Source organism: Paenibacillus sp. FSL K6-2862, from assembly GCF_038005125.1.
GTDB classification, from domain to species: Bacteria; Bacillota; Bacilli; order Paenibacillales; family Paenibacillaceae; genus Paenibacillus; species Paenibacillus illinoisensis_A.
The window spans coordinates 5,391,810-5,410,956 of sequence record NZ_JBBOSN010000001.1 but is presented as its reverse complement, the minus strand read 5'-3'; the positions used below and the strand labels follow the sequence as shown (position 1 = coordinate 5,410,956).

General features: G+C 48.3%; 21 protein-coding genes. 19 read left to right on the top strand and 2 right to left on the bottom strand.

Annotated features, from left to right (window positions below; all coding sequences use genetic code 11):
• Nucleotides 1-19: 19 nt before the first annotated feature.
• Nucleotides 20-352 carry a DUF3024 domain-containing protein gene (locus tag MHB82_RS24460; RefSeq protein WP_110756464.1) on the top strand — a complete coding sequence of 111 codons (333 nt, stop codon included), beginning with the start codon at nucleotides 20-22 and terminating at the stop codon, nucleotides 350-352.
• Between the two features lie 337 nt (nucleotides 353-689).
• Nucleotides 690-1,493, top strand: a complete 804-nt coding sequence (locus tag MHB82_RS24455; RefSeq protein ID WP_341176073.1) for an undecaprenyl-diphosphate phosphatase — start codon at nucleotides 690-692, stop codon at nucleotides 1,491-1,493.
• 195 nt (nucleotides 1,494-1,688) lie between these two features.
• Here MHB82_RS24455 and MHB82_RS24450 read toward each other — a convergent pair whose 3' ends face one another.
• On the bottom strand, nucleotides 1,689-2,450 hold the full coding sequence (locus MHB82_RS24450; RefSeq protein WP_095361337.1) for an SDR family oxidoreductase: 762 nt from the start codon (nucleotides 2,448-2,450) through the stop codon (nucleotides 1,689-1,691).
• Between the two features lie 170 nt (nucleotides 2,451-2,620).
• Between MHB82_RS24450 and MHB82_RS24445 the strand changes: the two genes are divergently transcribed.
• From MHB82_RS24445 to MHB82_RS24435, 3 genes are all read left to right on the top strand, one after another.
• On the top strand, nucleotides 2,621-3,541 hold the full coding sequence (locus MHB82_RS24445) for an AraC family transcriptional regulator (protein WP_341176692.1): 921 nt from the start codon (nucleotides 2,621-2,623) through the stop codon (nucleotides 3,539-3,541).
• 602 nt (nucleotides 3,542-4,143) lie between these two features.
• A complete protein-coding gene (locus tag MHB82_RS24440) occupies nucleotides 4,144-5,790 on the top strand; it encodes an RNA polymerase sigma factor (protein ID WP_341176072.1) in 1,647 nt (548 codons plus the stop codon).
• Nucleotides 5,791-5,897: 107 nt separating this feature from the next.
• The gene (locus MHB82_RS24435; RefSeq protein ID WP_341176071.1) at nucleotides 5,898-6,506 is read left to right on the top strand and encodes a chloramphenicol phosphotransferase CPT family protein; all 609 of its coding nucleotides are present in this window, start codon (nucleotides 5,898-5,900) and stop codon (nucleotides 6,504-6,506) included.
• A gap of 212 nt (nucleotides 6,507-6,718) precedes the next feature.
• On the opposite strand, the gene MHB82_RS24430 is transcribed toward MHB82_RS24435, so the two are convergent.
• Entirely contained in the window at nucleotides 6,719-7,780 is a 1,062-nt protein-coding gene (locus tag MHB82_RS24430) for a helix-turn-helix transcriptional regulator (protein WP_341176070.1), read from the bottom strand.
• A 258-nt stretch (nucleotides 7,781-8,038) separates the two neighbouring features.
• Here MHB82_RS24430 and modA point away from each other — a divergent pair, with 258 nt between their 5' ends.
• From modA to MHB82_RS24360, 14 genes are all read left to right on the top strand, one after another.
• Nucleotides 8,039-8,878: a molybdate ABC transporter substrate-binding protein gene (gene modA / locus MHB82_RS24425; protein ID WP_341176691.1), complete on the top strand. Its 840-nt coding sequence runs from the start codon at nucleotides 8,039-8,041 to the stop codon at nucleotides 8,876-8,878.
• Nucleotides 8,875-9,558 carry a molybdate ABC transporter permease subunit gene (modB, locus tag MHB82_RS24420; protein ID WP_341176069.1) on the top strand — a complete coding sequence of 228 codons (684 nt, stop codon included), beginning with the start codon at nucleotides 8,875-8,877 and terminating at the stop codon, nucleotides 9,556-9,558. Before modA ends, modB begins: the two co-directional genes overlap by 4 nt.
• Before the next feature lie 332 nt (nucleotides 9,559-9,890).
• Nucleotides 9,891-10,223 carry a hypothetical protein gene (locus tag MHB82_RS24415; RefSeq protein ID WP_095291961.1) on the top strand — a complete coding sequence of 111 codons (333 nt, stop codon included), beginning with the start codon at nucleotides 9,891-9,893 and terminating at the stop codon, nucleotides 10,221-10,223.
• A gap of 278 nt (nucleotides 10,224-10,501) precedes the next feature.
• On the top strand, nucleotides 10,502-11,341 hold the full coding sequence (locus MHB82_RS24410; RefSeq protein ID WP_110756450.1) for a transporter substrate-binding domain-containing protein: 840 nt from the start codon (nucleotides 10,502-10,504) through the stop codon (nucleotides 11,339-11,341).
• Between the two features lie 24 nt (nucleotides 11,342-11,365).
• On the top strand, nucleotides 11,366-12,109 hold the full coding sequence (locus tag MHB82_RS24405) for an amino acid ABC transporter permease (protein WP_341176068.1): 744 nt from the start codon (nucleotides 11,366-11,368) through the stop codon (nucleotides 12,107-12,109).
• Nucleotides 12,110-12,113: 4 nt separating this feature from the next.
• Nucleotides 12,114-12,824, top strand: coding sequence for an amino acid ABC transporter permease (locus MHB82_RS24400; RefSeq protein ID WP_095361343.1), 711 nt, complete (start codon nucleotides 12,114-12,116; stop codon nucleotides 12,822-12,824).
• Entirely contained in the window at nucleotides 12,821-13,573 is a 753-nt protein-coding gene (locus MHB82_RS24395; protein WP_095361344.1) for an amino acid ABC transporter ATP-binding protein, read from the top strand. Before MHB82_RS24400 ends, MHB82_RS24395 begins: the two co-directional genes overlap by 4 nt.
• A 121-nt stretch (nucleotides 13,574-13,694) precedes the next feature.
• Nucleotides 13,695-13,982, top strand: a complete 288-nt coding sequence (locus MHB82_RS24390; protein ID WP_095291953.1) for a nucleoside-diphosphate sugar epimerase — start codon at nucleotides 13,695-13,697, stop codon at nucleotides 13,980-13,982.
• A gap of 23 nt (nucleotides 13,983-14,005) precedes the next feature.
• Nucleotides 14,006-14,344 (top strand): restriction endonuclease subunit S, encoded by a 339-nt coding sequence (locus MHB82_RS24385; protein ID WP_095291951.1) that lies wholly within the window; start codon nucleotides 14,006-14,008, stop codon nucleotides 14,342-14,344.
• Nucleotides 14,341-14,640, top strand: a complete 300-nt coding sequence (locus MHB82_RS24380; protein WP_095291950.1) for a hypothetical protein — start codon at nucleotides 14,341-14,343, stop codon at nucleotides 14,638-14,640. The genes MHB82_RS24385 and MHB82_RS24380 overlap by 4 nt, the downstream gene beginning before the upstream one ends.
• A gap of 1 nt (nucleotide 14,641) precedes the next feature.
• On the top strand, nucleotides 14,642-14,983 hold the full coding sequence (locus tag MHB82_RS24375) for a hypothetical protein (protein ID WP_095361345.1): 342 nt from the start codon (nucleotides 14,642-14,644) through the stop codon (nucleotides 14,981-14,983).
• Nucleotides 14,984-15,240: 257 nt separating this feature from the next.
• Nucleotides 15,241-16,335, top strand: coding sequence for a CgeB family protein (locus MHB82_RS24370; RefSeq protein ID WP_258377550.1), 1,095 nt, complete (start codon nucleotides 15,241-15,243; stop codon nucleotides 16,333-16,335).
• A 53-nt stretch (nucleotides 16,336-16,388) separates the two neighbouring features.
• On the top strand, nucleotides 16,389-17,528 hold the full coding sequence (locus MHB82_RS24365) for a CgeB family protein (protein ID WP_341176067.1): 1,140 nt from the start codon (nucleotides 16,389-16,391) through the stop codon (nucleotides 17,526-17,528).
• A 19-nt stretch (nucleotides 17,529-17,547) separates the two neighbouring features.
• Entirely contained in the window at nucleotides 17,548-19,143 is a 1,596-nt protein-coding gene (locus tag MHB82_RS24360; RefSeq protein ID WP_341176066.1) for a glycosyltransferase family 4 protein, read from the top strand.
• The last annotated feature ends 4 nt before the right edge of the window (nucleotides 19,144-19,147 follow it).

The window sequence follows — 19,147 nt, the reverse complement described above, 5'->3', positions numbered from 1 at the left end:
TGAAAGGCTGTGAACTGATATGCTGGACTCGTTTACCATTCGAAGAATTCAGTCGCTCATGAATGGGTATATCCACGAGAAGGTGCCTGCACCGCTCCGCACGATGGTTAAGCTGACCTATGTGATGAATGGTGACGAGCTCATTCTTACGGAGGAAAGGCCAGCGGGTGAAAGGTATCAATGGGATGTGCTGCCGATCGCCCGGTTTCATTGGGAAGGTGAACAATGGAAGGTATATGCCCAGGATGAATCTAGCAGCTGGAATGCCGTAGATGTTATTGAGCCTTGTCCCGACTTTGAGGATTTGCTCGAACAAGTTGAACGGGATGAGAAGGGCATATTCTGGCGCTGAGTCCAATCGAATGCAGAGCTAATGCAACATACTTCTGGTTATACGAAGTGACTCTGGATTGATGAGGAAGAAGCAGGCTCTATTATAGATGTAGTAATAGAAAAGGCGCCGTGCCAGCGGCGTCTTTTGCTTGGGTTTCGCCTGAACAAAGTGATATATGACTTGGCAGGATAGTGGAACAAGATTCATCAATATGATCTGTATATCAATTAAATGATGTGACGATAATGTCACACTGAAATGAATATTGTTATGCTAATCGATGGGAATAAATAGTCATTCACCCTTATAATTGAATTTGTTAAGCGAGTTTATTTCGTAAAGGGGGTATCTTCTAATGACTGATCCAATAAAAGCAATCATACTTGGGATAATAGAAGGGTTAACTGAATTCTTACCCGTATCGTCTACTGGACATCTTATTTTAGCAGGCAATCTACTTGACTTTGAGGGAGACGCGGCAATCACCTTTAAAATTGTTATACAGTTGGGTGCAGTGATGGCAGTTCTAATTCTTTATTGGAAAAGGTATATGGAGATTGGGTCAAACTTAATTAAAATGGATTTTTCAGCAAGTAAAGGATTAAACGTAATACATATGATTTTGGCTATGTTACCAGCATTAATCGTATATCTTCTATTAAAGGACACTATAAAAAGCCAATTATTCGGCCCTACACCTGTCTTATTTGGTTTAATTGCTGGTGGATTATTAATGATCATCGCATCACGGAGTAAGAGAACTACCAGCATTGATACAATGGATAGGATTAGTTACAAACAAGCTTTTGGGATTGGCTTATTCCAATGTCTGGCCTTGTGGCCAGGTTTTTCGAGATCAGGTTCGACAATTTCAGGTGGCCTTTTGCTCGGTACTAGCCAAAAAGCTGCCGCAGATTTTACGTTCATTATTTCTGTACCTGTTATGTTTGGTGCTACCTTGTTGGACTTATACGATAGCATCGATTTACTTCGTTTAGACGATTTGTATCTGATGTTAATTGGATTTATGACTTCCTTTCTTGTGGCTATGATTGCGGTAGTAACGTTTATTAGATTGATCAAGCGACTTCGATTGGAGTGGTTTGCTCTTTATCGTTTTGTATTAGCAGTTCTTTTCTATTTAATCGTCATACTGTAACTGTAAACTTCAATCTAACGGGTTACCGGTTGGCAGCTGCTTCATTTTTCGTTAAGCTAACGGGCAGGTTAGTTTTAAGCTAAAATATTGTTTGAACCGCCCTATTGGCTAGTATGATTAACTGCTCCCCATCACGCTATACCTCCTATGAACAAAAGAAGTCAACCAGTAAAAACTGGTTAACTTCGCCATATCTTAGACCTGTGCAGTCGGACGGATTACAATTTCATTCACATCAATATCGTCTGGTTGCTCAATTGCGAATGCTATAGCGCGAGCAACTGCATTCGGCGGCATAGCTAACTCGTCCCGGATAGCAGCGAGACGGTTTCTAACCTCCTTATTTGTAACGCTCTCCGTAAAATTTGTTTGTACGATACCAGGCGATATGATTGTTACGCGTAGTTGTTTGCCAGCCTCTTGGCGCATCCCCTCTGAGATCGCGCGAACAGCGAACTTCGTGCCTGAATAGACGGATTGATTCGGTACCGTTTTATGCCCGGCTGTAGAAGCGGTGTTGACAAAATGACCAAACCCCTGCTTGCGAAAGACAGGCAGAGCGGCGGCGATACCGTATAGTACGCCCTTCATATTGATATCAATCATTGACTCCCAGTCTTCAACACGCAATTCATCAAGGGGTGAAATCGGCATAATACCGGCATTGTTAATGAATACATCAAGCTTGCCATACTGTTCGTATGCCAAGGAGACAAGATTAGACATGTCTTCTCTCCGTTGCACGTCACAGCTCATATAAATGGCCTCACTGCCCCGTTCTGTAATGCGCTTCGCAAGTGCTTCAAGTCTATCCGTGCCTCTTGCTCCAAGCACAATCTTAGCGCCACGCTCGGCAAGCAAGAGTGCGGCCGCCTCGCCAATTCCGCTGCTTGCGCCCGTAATAACAACGACTTTGCCTTTGATTCCTGACATGGTTATGTTCTCTTCTACGCTCATCGCCCGATCCTTCTTTCATTCCAATAGTAGTCGCAAGTACTGTTGACTTACTAGTTGAAGTATAAAAGAGGGCGAAGAATATCCGGTAGACGATTACTTCGCGTTCTTTGCCTAATCCTGTCTGTCTGGATACAATATTCTCAAGGTATAGAAGAAAAGGATTGGTGATTATGAAGCAACTCTTTCCCAGGCTTACCATTTCGACCTATCAGCAAGAATTGGCTCGGCTGATTCAGCTCCATGCTCCGATAGACGGTACACACAATTCAGCCATTAACGAGCTTTGTTTCAGGCGGGCATCGAAAGAAACAGAGCCGACTCATACGGTCAACATGCCCTCTCTATATGTGATCGCCCAAGGCTCTAAAATTGCCACGTTGGCCGGGGAAAATATCCGGTATGACTCGGCTACCTACATGGTCACCTCCGTTCATTTGCCCGTTATCGGTAAAATTACTCATGCATCGCCGCAGATACCATACTTAAGTCTACAATTAACGCTTAGTCCAGATGTTCTTCTAGATATCGTCAACAAGGCTAACCCACAGAGGAACAGGGATACTGGACGAGGGATCTTGGTGAATAGGTCTACGCCTCCCTTACTAGATGCGATTCTTCGCCTCGTCCAACTTTTAGATACACCGAAGGATATCCCAATGCTTGCTCCGCTTATCGTCCGCGAAATATTTTATCGGGTGCTACAAGGCGAGCAGGGGACGTTGCTCAGGCAGTTCGCACTGGTCGGCAGCTATGCTCATAGCATATCCCAAGCGATCCATCTTATTAACCGGAATTATTCCGAGCCTCTTGTCATTAGTGAGTTAGCAAAAAAGGTTAACATGAGCTCCACATCTTTACACAAACACTTCAAAAAAGTAACGGCAATGAGTCCATTGCAGTATCAGAAGATAATTCGGTTGCAAACGGCACGGCGACTGCTGCTCATGGAGAACTTAGATGCTGCCACCGCAGGTTTTCGCGTCGGTTACGAAAGCCCTTCTCAGTTCAATCGGGAATACTCGCGTTTATTCGGACGCCCACCGATAAGCGATGTCAGGCATCTCCGTGTTTCTTTATATGATCATCCATAATCACTATTCAAAAATTTTAACGACTAAGCTAACGGGAAACGATAGCGTAAAAACTAAGAAAGAGGCTGGTCAAAGTGATCAGCTTCTTTTTTCAACTAACGGGCAGTTTTGCTGAATAGATCTGCTGAGTATTTGGGGCATCTGGCCTCTCACGGTTGGTTGCGGACAAGAAAGATTAAAAATCGTAAGGTAAAGGAGAAATCCGGCAGATACGATTGCGATCAAAAACTACCCATGACGCACATGCGTCATGGGTAGTTTTAACTCCTGGTTAACTACGGAACGAAGCAGTACCCCAAGACCCGAAGAAGAACTTCGGTTCGTGCTCCTAGTTTGTATCCTCCCATAGTTGAACGGAAAAGAAGTATCTTTATATACTAAAAGTGAGACCTTTACATCTAAAGCAAACTTCAACTTGTTTAACAAAAAGTTTATAACATCTCTTTAACCATTTAAATGACCTACTCATGATGTTTGTAATTATATATGTATGAAGTGATCCGGTAGGACGCCCAAATTTTTTTGAAATAATCCCAACCTTTATTTCGCTTGGCACACTATATAATTGTCAGGAATTACAGATGCAACTATGGAGGAAAAAGATGGATTCAACTGGTAAAAACGGAAAAAAAGCAGCGGAAGCGATTCGGAGCTATGTCAAACCGATTTTCGGTTTTGCGTTAAACCGGGTCAAGCAGCGGGCCGAGGCGGAGGATCTGGCTCAGGAGATTATGCTACAGTTGTTGAAATCCTTCTCTGGGGTGCGGGACATTAGAAGCCTTGACGCTTACGTCTGGACGGTTGCCCGATACACTTGGGTGAATTGGTTGAAAAAGCGTGCGAACGCTCCCCAAGCAATCGAAATCAACGGCATGTCCGAACTGTCGGCCGCCCCTTCCCGGGAGCCGCTTGACCGGCTACTGGTAACCGAAGCTTACCGCGAGCTCCGCCGAGAAGTCGCGTTTCTGTCCGACATCCATCGCCGGATCGTGGTCATGCATTACTACGACGAGCTTAAAATCGGCGATATCGCGATTGCTCTGAACATTCCTGTAGGCACGGTGAAGTGGCATTTGAGCGAGGCTAAAAAGAAGTTGCGGAAAGGGATGAAACGTATGCGTACAACAGGAACTTTAAGTGTCAATCCAGTCAGCATGGGGGAAATGGGCCATTCCGGTTCGGCCGGCAAACTGGGCGAAACCAACGATTTTCTTGGACGCGCCTTGGCGCAAAATATCGTTTACGCGGCTTATCACAAGGCGCGTACCGTACATCAAATCGCGGAGGAGCTCGGAATGCCGCCGTCTTTGCTGGAAGGCGAAGTCCGGCACCTGGCCGATTACAATTTTCTCATCCAAACCTCTCCCGGCAAATATCAAAGCAACACCATCATCTGGGACCTCTTTGAATTGGCCGTAGCCGGTCATCAATTTTGGCAAGATTGCGCCGCCGAAGTGGCCGATGTTCATTTTGACGCGTTAATGGAAGTTCGCCGGCAAGTTGAGGATAGCGGAGTGTACGTTCCGGACGGCGACTATAACTTCCTGCTCTGGACCTTGCTGCCCAAGAACGTCGAGGAGCAATCTTGGCGGAGCATGCCTGCGGGCGAAAACTTCGATGCGGTCGCACCAATACGAAGGGACGGAGGTCAGTATATTGCCTATGCGGCGTTAAACCGGAGCTACGATACCGATCCGGGTTTTGATATGAGTAGTTACGTCACCTTCGGTCCGTCGCTCCGCTACGTCGAAGACACTCCTTTATACTTGTGGCAATTCAATACGTACTGGAGTGACCGCGAGATGGATTGGCGTTTCCTGGAATACCGGAATGTCGAGATTTGTCATGCGTTCCAACAAGGGGAACTGCCCGACAACGAAGAGAACAGCGAGCAATATTCGTTTCTGCTGGAGAAGGGGTACATCCGCAAGACGGAGGAGGGGTACAAGTTCAATGCGGTCTGGATCGACTCTCCGCAAACGTTGGATCGGTTGAACAAGGCAATGCCGGATTTGTCCGCTCTGTATGCGCCTGCTGTCGGCAAGCTCTACGATAAAATGCTCAAGCTGTTCCTGCAAAATCAGCCGAAGCATTTGGAGCCGCAGCTTGCTTACATGGTGAGAGGCAACACCGGCGGAGGCCGGCTTGTCGCTTATATTTTGAAGCATTTGATCGATAACGGGAAGTTGAAACCGCCGTTGCCGCACCAGCAGAAGACGATTTCAACCTGGATGGGGCCGGTCAAGTAAGTCGGTTCGGAAATGTATACGAAGAGTGGCCGTTCCCGGACGGTGGCTTTGTAAATGTGTGTTATCTGAGAGGTGCGCAAAAATATAATTAAGAAAGGCGGATTCTATTGAAGCCAGGGATTATAGTTCTTCTTAATGGTACTTCAAGTTCTGGAAAGACAAGCATATCTAATGAATTATTAAATCAAAGTGATATCCCATTTCAACATTTATCATTTGATAATTTTATTAATGGGTTATTTCATAGTTATAAAGATTTCCTTAACAGCACATATCCGAATATGGAAACAAATGGTGCAGAGGATGGACAATTAGTAAATCAAATTCTTGCAGATCCGTTGATTTCATTATACTACTCGACAATAAAACTATTATCTGCGATGGGAAACAACGTAATTGTAGATGCTGTTATAGGTAATGACAAATGGTTCAATACTTGTATTGAATTATTCTCAGATCACCCTGTCATATTCGTAGTAGTTAAGTGTTCAAAGGAAGAACTTGCTAGAAGAGAACAAGTTAGAGGAGACAGGGAGGTTGGCTTAGCAAGTTCACAATACGATAACGTGTATTGCTTTAATGAATATGATCTTGAATTCAATACTGAAATAATGAGTTCGAGTGAGTGTGCCAATGAGATATTAAATTTTATAAGATCTAATAAAGAATACACTTCTTTTAAGAAGTTGATTAAGGGGAAAAGTGTAAGTAAGTAGTTCAAAGATGGCGTATCCATCGGCTAACTTCATATTCACGCTTCGGGTCATTCGGCTCTCGGTCCAGTTAAGCTAACGGGAAACGATAGCTCAATAAATCTAAGAAAGCAGCTGATCATGTGATCAGCTGCTTTCTTTAACTAACGGGCCGTACAGTGTTGACGTAGGGAGCACAAGTGTGTGTTTTGGCAAACTTGTACATGAAGTCAATATTATACTTCGTACAAAATCTCACCTGTACGGGAAACGTCATAGCCTTCGAAGGATTGCAGTTCCTGTCTGAACTCCGAAGATTGAAGAATGCGCAGGACCGAATCGGTCCACATCTCATTGCCCGGTTTCTTTAACATAACCAGATCATAGCGCTCCTGAGTCAGTGGAATGAAATCAACCTGACCAACAAGGCGCGCAGCCTTTTCAATGCCAATGCCCACATCGGCTTCACCGGAACTGACTTTCGCGGCAACACCCATATGACTGGTCTCTTCCAGGTTATAACCGATCAGGCCGGAAGAAGGAATCCCGTGCAAACGCAGCTGCTCATCAAGCAGGACACGCGCCCCGGAACCTTTCTCGCGGTTAGCGAGTCGCAGGTCTGGCTGATCCAGGTCTGCCCAGCCTTGTAAGCCGCGCGGGTTACCGCGCTGTACATACAATCCTGCTGGTCTTGAGAGCAGGTTTACAACGACGTAGGACCAGCCAATCAGAATTTTTCGGATGTAGGGCAAATTATATTCGCCCGTATCCCCATCGAGCAGATGCGTGCTGACCAGGTCAGACTCACCGCGGTACATGGATATAAGTCCGTCCAGGCTGCCCATGAAAGAGCGCAGTGGACGAATGTCCCGCGTTTGTTTCTCCATATGGCGCATGAGAATATCCAGGCTCACATCCTGCCCGGTAATGACGACATGCCGCGCTGCATGGGGGGCAGAAGACTCCCCACGTACTATGCGGGATGCTTCGGATACCGGTCTGACTGGGGCATTGGAATAGTCCTGAACAGGTGCAGCCAAAGATTTACTTGAATCAGCACTATCCATTACTGGCGCTGTTGCCGAGGATTGACTCGAAGCGGATAGCGGCCCGGCTGAGGACTGCAGCTGCTTGGCACGCCGCTTATATGCTTCCAGGTCGGTGGCATCAATCCTCATTTGTTTGCCGACGCGATAAGCGACAAGGTCTCCTTTTTTAATCAGGTCATACACGGTTAGTTTGGATATTTTGAGCAGCTTGGATATTTCTTCGGTCGTATAGGATTGCTCCTCTGTCATGTGTGAAGATCCTCCTTCAGGATGGCAAAAGCATATATGATCAAGTTCATCAACATCATGTGTAGTTTGCTGAAAGGTTTGATACAGTCTCTTGTACTATACCATTACTGCAGGAGTGTATAAACTAGACCTTCCCATTTGACCGATCTTATGTATAATGAAATATAATTAATTATAACTAGTTATAACTAAATATAACGTGTAGAAGGATCAGGGGGAGAAGAATTGAGAAAAGGAATAGGATACATACTGGGGAGCATGTCTCTCGGGATGGCTCTTGTATTGGCGGGGTGTGGTGCTGGTGCGGATAGTGCGGATTCATCTACAGCAGTTGAGCCGGTGTCCTCGGCACCTTCGACATCAGGAGATGCTAATTCAGCAGCGAATACAGAGCCGCAGGAAACCGTAGAATTAACCATCTCCGCGGCAGCAAGTCTGACCGATGCGATGAAAGAAATCGAAACCAATTATGAGCTTGCCCACCCTTATATCGAACTTAACTTTAACTTCGGGGCATCGGGAGCACTGCAGCAGCAGATTGAACAGGGTGCACCTGCTGATATTTTTGTATCGGCGGCAACGAAAAATATGAATGCTCTGGTAGACGAGAACCTGATTGCATCTGCTGACCAGAAGAATTTGCTGCAGAACTCACTTGTCACAATCATTCCAGCAGGTAGTGAAAATGCGGTATCAAACGAGCAGGATCTGACAGCGGATTCTGTTAAAACCGTAGCCATCGGGATTCCGGAAAGTGTTCCGGCAGGAACCTATGCGAAGGAAGCACTGACGAATGCCAATCTGTGGGATCAGCTCGAAAGCAAGCTTGTGCAGGGCAAGGATGTCAGACAGGTTCTGCAGTATGTAGAGACTGGGAATGCAGACGCGGGATTTGTGTACAAAACGGATGCGCTGACCTCGGATCAGGTGAAAATTGCATTTGAGGTGGACAAGAACAGTTATACACCGGCGAATTATCCGGTAGGCATTATTGAGGGAACGAAACACCGGACAGAAGCAGAACAATTTTACGCGTATTTGCAAACGCCTGAAGTGCTGGATGTATTTGCGAAATACGGGTTCTCTGTTCCCGAATGATTGGTACGGAGATCGACTGGAGCGCATTCTGGTCACCTGTTCGCCTGTCACTTCAGGTTGCTCTGTTGTCCAGCGTAATCGCAGCCGTGCTCGGCATTGCTGTAGCCTGGTGGATGTCACGCCGCTCTTTTCGAGGCAAAATTGTGCTGGAAACCGTGTTTATGCTGCCGCTGGTGCTTCCGCCAACCGTGGTTGGCTTTCTGTTACTCGTTTTGCTGGGACGCAAAAGTCTGCTCGGACAATGGATTGAAGCCATCTTCTCGGCGCCGGTCATTTTCTCCTGGTGGGCGGCGGTGATTGCCTCGGTGGTTGTAGCCTTCCCGCTCATTTATCAGACCATGAAGTCCGGTTTCAGCGGTATTGATAAGGATCTGGAAGATGCGGGCAGATCGATCGGGGCGAATGAGTGGCAGGTATTCCGTTACATTTCGCTGCCGCTGGCCGGACGTGCGCTTATGACTGCTTTTATATTGGGATTCGCTCGTGCACTGGGGGAATTCGGGGCCACACTGATGATTGCTGGAAATATTCCTGGCAAAACCCAAACCGTACCTACAGCCATCTATGTTGCAGTCGATTCCGGTAATCAGACCATGGCATGGGCATGGACAGTTTCCATCATTATCATCTCATTTATAATGTTGCTTCTGACGAGGCAGCCTACCCATGAGAAGGCTTGAACAGATGCTAGGCTAATGCAGAAGTTTTAAATGACGAAGACCCGCCAAGGAATATGCCTTGAAGCGGGTTTTATGCTGTATAGGTGGTTATTGCTGTGTAAGTGAACCTTCTTTGAAGCAACTCATTTTGGAGTCATTTTATCGTAAATCAGACTTTAGGAAAAGAATGTTCCAATCCAAACGGTCTATACGATAACTGAAAACTTTTATGCACAAAAAAACCAAAAAAATTTCCAAATTTCGTACTTTCAACCCTCGCCTAAAGCAGCCCTTTTCCTGTAAAATAGAAGTAACTGATTCCAGCAAGCACTGAAATAAGGAGAGAGACGACAATGAATACTAAACCTGATTGCGGCGTATCGTTGCAAATCGACGATTATCTGGATCTTTTGCATTTTGCCATCCAAATTCAGGATCAGGAATGGCAGCAGTCCCTTATCCACCAGCTCAAGATATTTCAGCCGGCAGCGGAGCAGCAGCGGACACCAGAAGAGGAATTATGGACAAGGCTGGATTATATCAACAGTAAGCTGACGGGGCTGTGCAACCAGCTGCATGCAGCACACACCCAGGATGAACGCGACAAATGCAAAGAACGAATTGGCCTCCTGCAATCACAGCGACTGGAAGTCGCACGTAAAATTAAGTGGGCCAGTCGCAGATAGATAACATCACAAATCGAAGAAGCCTTTTCTCCGCCAGACCAGATGGGGAGGGGCTTTTTTTGGTGTATGAATTTCATAGGCAATGTCCGAATAGAGAAGTTCTATAACATTATCAGGATGTCCTATTAGGCTTCGTATTGCCTCAGGATAACCCAGGGTGATATTCTTTGATCAACCTAATTCCGACTATACAAGTAAGAATGGTTAGTTAAGAATCGGAGAAATGGGAGTTTACATTATATTGGCTGTGTAACACAGTCTGTTGGAGGAGATCGGGAATGGCTAAAAAATGGGGGATTCATCCATTTCGGACAGCGCTGCTGTTCGTAACTATGCTCGCGGTGCTGGCAGGATGCAGCACAGGCAATGCTTCAAATGAAGCGGAGACCACATCTGCGTCCGGTCAAGATACAGTGAAGAAGATTATCGTAGGTACAGGTACGCAATTTCCGAATGTATGCTTCATTGATGAGAATGGCAAATTGACTGGATACGATGTGGAATTGATTCGCGAGATTGATAAACGGCTGCCGGAGTATGAGTTTGAATTCAGCACCATGGAGTTCAAAAACCTGCTGCTCAGCCTGGAGACGAAAAAAATTGATCTGATCGCTCATCAGATGGAAGTGAATGAAGAGAGACAGGCGAAGTTCCTGTTTAATGATGAAGCTTATAATATTTTCCCCAACAAAGTAGTCGTGAGTCAGAAAAACCAGGATGTGAATTCCATTGACGATCTGAAAGGGAAAAAACTGATTGTGGGTGCAACGAGCAATGCGGCTGTTCTGGCTGAGAAGTGGAATGCGGACAATGGCAACAGCATTGATATCGTATACTCGGGAGCCGGGGAAGACACGATTACCCAGATCAAATCAGGCCGGGTGGATGCAACGATCAGTACGCAGTTCGCCATCGACTATCAGAATAAGGCTGTGGATGCCCAATTAAAAACAGTTGGAGAAGCTTTATCGAATTCCAAAGTATATTTTATCCTCAACAAGGACGAGCAGGAACTCAAAACCAAAGTCGATGAAGCTCTCAAATCAATCAAGGAAGACGGAACATTAAGCAAGCTGAGCACAGAGTGGCTTGGTGCGGATTATACGGTTGAAGAGTAGCCTGAGAAAGGTGTGCAAGCGGTAATGGGAAAAGCATTTGATATATCCTTGGTTCTGGATTTCATCCCGGAACTGTTAAGATATCTGCATATAACTCTGATCGTGCTGGGCGGGTCCATAGTGCTTGGTCTGGTAGGCGGTGTGCTTCTGGCAGTTCCTAGACTCTACCGAATTCCGGTACTGAGTCAGCTCGCCACCCTGTATGTATCTTTCATGCGCGGCACACCGATTCTCATCAAGCTGTTTCTGGTCTATTACGGCCTGCCCGAATTGCTTAAGCCAATTGGCATTGACCTGTCCAGAACCGATCCACTGGTATTTGTCATCGTGACCTATGCACTTAGCGATGCTGCATCCTTTGCGGAGATCTTCCGCGGAGCCGTTCGCAGTGTTGACAAGGGCCAGACCGAAGCGGCTTATGCAGCAGGGATGACTACGTTTCAGTCCTTTCGGCGGATTGTTGTTCCCCAAGCGCTTATTGTGGCTTTCCCCAATATGGCGAATACGCTGATCGGTTCGCTGAAGGACACGTCCCTTGCTTTTTCCATCGGTGTCATGGATATGGTGGGTAGAGGGCAGACGCTGATCTCAGCAACGTCACATGCGCTTGAGGTGTATATCAGCTTGTCGGTTGTTTATTATGTTATAGTTATTGTCCTTGAAAAAGGGTTTGCTCTTGCTGAACGCAGACTGCAGCGTCATGAACGCAAAAACACGATGCCTAAGCCAGCGGTCAGAGCTGAACGCTTGAAACGAATAGCGGGGTGAGCATATGTCCATTGATCTCCAGTTTATTTATACGTCTTTTTTCAAAATTCTGACGGCATTGCCACTGACACTCGTGATCACGATTGTGCCGCTGATAGCAGGTTTCGGGATCGGTCTTGCCACTGCGCTGATTCGAATCTATCAGGTACCATGGATTCACCGGGTAGCCGCTTTCTACGTTTCCTTTCTGCGCGGTACGCCGATGCTCATGCATCTGTTTCTGATCTATTACGGTATACCGATGATTATTGATAAACTCTCTGAACGGTACGGATGGGCTTTTCAATCGGCTTCCATACCTATCCTGGTATTTGTATTGATTGCCTTCTCGCTAACAGCCGGAGCGTATATGTCCGAGATTATCCGTTCGGGTATTCTCGCTGTGGAACGTGGACAGATGGAGGCTGCGCATGCCGTAGGCATGAGTACCTCACAGGCCTTGCGGCGCATCATTCTCCCTCAGGCGATCGGTGCTGTATTGCCCAATCTGTGCAGCATGTTTGTCGGATTTCTCCATGGATCGACGCTGGCCTTCACGGTTTCACAGATGGATATTCTCGGAAAGGCAGATGTCGTTGCATCCGTCAGTTTGAAATTTCTGGAGGCTTTCATTGCAGCGGCAGTGATCTATTGGGGCCTGACAATCATCGCCGAACGGATTACCGCTCTGCTGGAACGCCGGGTCGCCTTGTATAGCAAAGGAGGGGTTTCATGATTACACTAAGCAATATCCACAAGTCTTTTGGCAAGCAGGAAGTGCTGAAAGGCATTGATCTGACGGTAGAGCAGGGGGATGTGGTCGCCATTCTTGGACCAAGCGGGTCGGGCAAAACAACATTGCTGCGCTGTGTGAACTTCCTGGAACGTGCAGATGAAGGCAAGGTCCAGATCAGCGGATTGGGCGTGGACTGCAAACATGCGCGCAAACACGATATCGTGCAGATCAGACGGAAAACGGCCATGGTTTTTCAGCATTACAATTTGTTCAAACACAAAACGGTGCTGGATAACGTCACGGAAGGGCTAATTGTGGCACAGAAGATGTCCAAGGCAGATGCCCGTGCACGTGCCCTGCGTGTACTTGAACAAGTAGGGCTTTCTGCCAAAATCAATGAGTATCCAAGCATGCTGTCTGGCGGACAGCAGCAGCGGGTCGGCATTGCCCGCGCACTGGCTCTGAATCCAGAGGTCATCCTGTTCGATGAACCGACTTCTGCCCTGGATCCAGAGCTGGTCGGAGAGGTATTATCGGTCATTCGTTCGATTGCCCAGGAGGGCATCACGATGATCGTTGTTACCCATGAAATGGGTTTTGCGCGTGAAGTGGCGAATCGGGTTATCTTCATGGATGGGGGGCATGTCGTGGAGCAAGGAACACCTGAGGAAATCTTTTTACGGCCCAAGCAGGAACGAACCCGCCAATTCCTGAGCCGATACTCCTCTGATTGGAGTTATGTCATTTGACGATATAGGCGCAAGCTGGAGTAACTGACGATCCCGGCCCGGCATATGCTGTAGCAGGCAAATGCTGATAGGCCGGGTTTTTCTATGGGTGAAGCAGGCCGTGACGGTAAGGAGGAGGACCATGCAGAGCAAAGTTGATGAAATACTCACACATATTGCACACTCACACCAGCAGCTTGCACGAGTATTGGATGCCAAACGTCAAGTCGCTGTGCGGATGTCTGAAATTATTAATCATTTGCCGGATATCGAACCGGAGCTGGATGGCGTAGAGGGTCTGCTGGATAGCTCTGGACAAATCAACAAAAGCATCATCTCCTATTTGGGGGGCCTTGCGGATCTGGAAGAAGCTGTTGCCGAAACGCTGACCCAGGTCATGCGGGAGATGGCAGGTCAAGAGGAAGAATAAGCCCGGAAGGCGGGTGAGAGAACATGAGCAGAGAACAAAGTCTCATACTGATGCTGGATGCTGCAGCCAAGATGCAATGGAACATTGCACTGATCTTGGAAGCCAAGGCGATTGAAGCTGAGAAAGTTCGGAATTGGGCGCTGAATCACCTGAACGGTGAAGCATTTCTAACGCACGGTGATCAGGTGGCAGAACCGCTGAAAATGCATGATCAACTGGTTGAAATGCTGGAAGGATTAACCCGGATGGAAACAGGGCTCTGCAACAACTTGAAAGCTGTCATGGTCGATAACAGTGCTGAAGAAGGCGGGATGGACGGAGGCATGTTTGGCGGTATGGATCTTGGAGACATGGGAAAATGAGTCTGCTGCAGCGTGAGCAGGAAGTTAAACTGGCTCTCATTGAATCCATTGCACACAGCCAGCAGGCCCTGGCACGCATTCTGGACAGTGTAGCCAGCGTAACCGCTCATTCGGAAGTATCTGCCCGCAATCTTGCCGAGAACATTCGTCTGCTGAGCAGGTATCAGGAAGAAATGTCCCGTATGGTTACGGGGATCAGGTTAGCACGAATTCAGCAAGGGGAGCCCGGCTTGCCGTGGCTCAAAGAACCTGAATATGCGGTACGTATCGTTCGGGACATACAGGAGGAATGTTGATATGTTGAGAAAGAAAAAGTTGAAGCTTAGAACGAAAAGAGCTTTGCTTACACGTGGTGCCCGTCTGCGCAAAGTCCGTAAGCTGCGTGCCATCAAAGGCAAACGTGTACTGCACAAACGCACGCTTAAAGGACGTAGTGCGTGGCTCAAAAAAAAGAAACGTTCGGTACGGCGGCACCGGAGTCCGAAGCCCGTACAACCAGTCGTCCCGGCTACCCCTACCGATCCGAACCCGGACAACGCGTACAGTCAGGGTTACAACGAGGCGTACAACGAGGGATTCAACGCGGGTTTCGCCAAGGGTTTCGAAGACGGACATCAGCTGGCGTACAAGGCACAATAACCGAATAGACCTGATTAGCGACAGACGGATCGCTGCAGGTCCAGCACATATGATCACCCGGGGGGATTTATCCCACCGGGTGATTTGCATGGCCGCAGAAGCGGACATGCCCGTACAGGCCAATGTGGAGGGCAGACGCCAATTTTGTGCCTTGCAGGACACCCGTCCATGATGCATCTGACCCCGGGGCATATCCTTTAGAGGGAAGACCAATCTCGGGGAGAGACGGATACGGAATCTCCTGAAAGGAAGACAGGGTGAAGGATGTGGCAAAAAAACGACACCGATCGCTCCCGGAAGCGAAGATAGCTTACCGCAGCGGATATGCTGAAGGCCGCAGATTCGGCGGCTGTCAGGCCATGATGGAGCGAGTTCAGATGTTTGAGCCGACCATGCGGGATATGAAAGTACTGTACATTCCGCAAGGATTTGATGCCATCGATGAAGGTGTCATCTTAGCACTGCAGCAGTCTGTGCGTGAATGTGTTGTCGGGTCGCCGGCAACCATGCTGCAGGATGCAAGTCAGCACAGGCCGGATGTCGTGTTGGTCATGAACGGATTGCACGTTTTTCCTGCGGATCACCTGGAACAGGTAGACGGGATACGGGCTCTCGGTATTCGGACAGCAGTATGGTTTGTAGATGATCCGTATTTCACCGAAGATACGGCGACCATCTGCAGGCATTACGATGTGGTGTTCACGCATGAAGAAGCTGCGGTTCCATTTTACGGAGGGAACGGAGCGAGGAGAGTCATCTATATGCCACTCGCGGTTAATCCCGGCATGTTCCAGCCTCGTCGCATCGAGCCTCAGCACCAATACGATATTTGTTTTATCGGCACAGGCTTCTGGAACCGGATCGCCTTGTTCGATGAGCTGGCCCCTTTTCTGGCGACCAAAAAGGTATTCATTGCCGGCGGTCAGTGGCAACGGCTGACACGGTCGGATGTACTCGGCCCTTTTATCCATGAGGGATGGATCGATCCAAGCTCAACTGTTAATTATTACAACGGCGCCAAGATTGTCATTAATGTTCACCGGACCTGCGAGAATGGCGAGGACAATCGCAATACGCATCATCTGCAAGGGCGATCCATTAATCCAAGAACGTATGAAATCAGTGCCTGCGGCACAATGCAGATTACGGATGCACGCGGTGACTTGCCCCGCTTTTACCAGCCGGGTTACGACATTGAGACGTTTACGACAGCAGCCGAACTGGAGAGCAAAATCAAATATTACCTGAAACATGAGCAAGAACGGCAGGCCATGGCTTGGCGTGGGCTGTTGACCACGTTGAACCAGCATACGTTTGCCCGCCGAATCGCCCAGCTGCTGGAACATGTGTAGAACAGTAAGCCCGCAATACAGCGAATGTTATTTCAAACAGAAGGAGTGGCGGTATGTCTATCAAACACCGTAAAAAGAGGAATTTTCATACGCCAGTACTCAGCCTGGCTGAACAGGCACGCAAAAACGGGCAGCATGCCGGTTATGATGCAGGCAAGGAAGAAGGCTACCTGCGCGGACGTGCCAACTATATTGTCAATTGCGCACAGGAACCGCTGCCTTTCCGGCAGATTCACGTCCTGTACGTCTCCTCGGGTAAAGGATTCCCTTATTCACCGCTGGATGAGGCGATTATGGCCACCCTGCAAGGCATGGTTGCTCAGGTGTCGCTGACCGATCCGCGGCAGCCGGTATCTGAAATTGCGCTGCAAAATCGCCCCGATTTGGTTCTTGTCCTGGATGGCATGGACATTCCGCTTGAGCATATCGATGCGATTCGTCAGGCAGGCATCCAGACAGCAATCTGGCTGACGGATGATCCGTACTACACAGATATGACGATGGAACGTGTGCATCATTTCGATCATATCTTCACACTCGAATTAAACTGCGTAGAACTATATCGTCAGAGCGGCTGTGCGTCTGTACACTACCTGCCGTTTGCGGCATTCACCAATCATTACTTCCCGATCACAACGCCATCTCCCCTGCACCGGGACGTCAGTTTTATCGGATCGGCCTACTGGAACCGGGTTTATTTCTTCAATCCAATCATGGCACAGATCATGTCACACAATACGGTATTTAATGGCATCTGGTGGGACCGTCTGCCTGGCTATGAAGCCTATGGCGAGAAGATTGAGCATGGACGCTGGATGAGTCCGCAGGAAACCAATGATGTATATAACGGGACTAAAATTGTGATCAACCTGCACCGTTCCCACGAGGATGATTCCGTTAATAACAACCATCTCAAAATACCACCAGCTTCGCCGAACCCAAGAACATTTGAGATCTCGGCTTCCGCAACACTGCAGTTAACGGATGCACGTGATGACCTGGCACGGTTCTATAAGCCAGGTGTAGAGATTGAAACCTATTCTTCTCCTCAAGAGCTGCTCGACAAGGTTGAATACTATCTTACTCACGAGAAAGAGCGCCGTGAAATTGCACTCCGCGGATTGGAACGGACGCTCAAGGAACACACGTATGGCAGAAGGATTAATGAAATGCTTACCATTATATTCCCTTAATTTCCGGTCGGGAGGAGGTGTGCACAGACCTGCATGCGATATGCATGCAGTGGTCCGTGCAGCCATGGCGACTAAACCGAAACTCATGTTGTTTTCCCATGTGTGCAATACCCGGAGTATTACGGGGGCAGAGAAACTTTTGCTCCATTTTATGAGGGAAATGGGCTCCATCTTCGACTGCGTGCTTGTTGCTCCACAGGAAGGCAAGCTCGCCGGACTTGCGCGAAGATTCGACATTCAGGTCAAGATATGCTCGCTGCCCATGCTTCACGGTGTGTACACACCCTACCAGGGCATTGCAAATGATGCAGAACAGCTTCGCTACACACCAGCTTATCAGGACGTGGTTTCCCTCATCAGGGAAACTTCTCCTGCGCTGGTATTGACGAATACCTGTGTGAATGTGCTGCCTGCCGTTGCAGCCAAATCGTTGCAGATTCCAGTCATCTGGAAGATTACGGAGATTATTCAGATCAATGCTCATACAGACGAAGCGGTGCAGATGATAGACCGATATTCGGACTGGATTATCGGCATATCCGAGACGGCTGCGGCCCCGTTCAAACATGCGGGCTTGAGCGGGAAGCTGTCCGTTCTTCCACCAACCTGGGACCCGGCACTGCCTGCCCCGGACCGCTGGCTTCATTTGCGTGAACGCAAGCGCAAGGAGCTCGGTTTCAGGAACTCGCATGTCTGTATCGGCTATATCTCTTCTTTTATATATGACGCCAAAGGCCTGAGACCTTTTATTGACATGGCTCTGCAGCTCTGCGAAACCCACTCAAAAGCCAGGTACTGGATCATTGGTGCGCCAGCAGACAAAAAGTACTATGACGAATGCGTAGCACGGGTGAAGAAATCAGGATATGCCCGCAGGTTTACCTTTACGACATTTGAAGAGAATGTATCTCTTGCCTATACAGCGATGGATATGGTGGTTATTCCGAGCATGGTCAAGGAAGGCTTTGGCATGACTGCGCTGGAGGGCGTTTATTTTGCGAAACCGGTTATTGCTTTTGCCCAGGGCGGTCTGTCGGAGCTGCTGGAAGGAGTCGGCAGCGGCCAATTTCTTGCTCCTCCCGGAGACAGCAATGCACTTGCCGTCTTGGCGACGACACTGCTGAATGACACGGAGCTGGCGTCCGATATTGCATGGCAAGGCCGGGCAGAAGCGGAACGATTGTATGGAATTGAAACCTACAGAGCTGGCATGCATACGATGGTGACACAGTGGTTGCTGCGGTACCCTGGGTGGTTCCCTTACATTCAGGCACCGAATGGCCCGGTGTATACCTGGGGAGAAGGCGGATTGCGTACCGTACTTGCTCTGGACCCCGGGGCAGTCAGAGCACTTCTGTTCCCGCTGTCGGTTATTCAGGCATTACCACTTTCTCCACTTCCGCCGATTGCCGTAGGCCACCCTGTTCCCGCTGATGTGATTGAAAAGCGTCCGGCGAGCAAGGTCAGGAAACGGAAAACGGGGGTAAAAAAGCGAACCCGAAAAGCGGCTCAGCAAAAGAGAAAGCATCTGTACAGGGCGAAACCAACGGCTCGCAAGCGCACGACTGCCAGGTCAAGGCGCCGGGCGCGTCGGAAAGGTTCCAATACACGATGAAGGC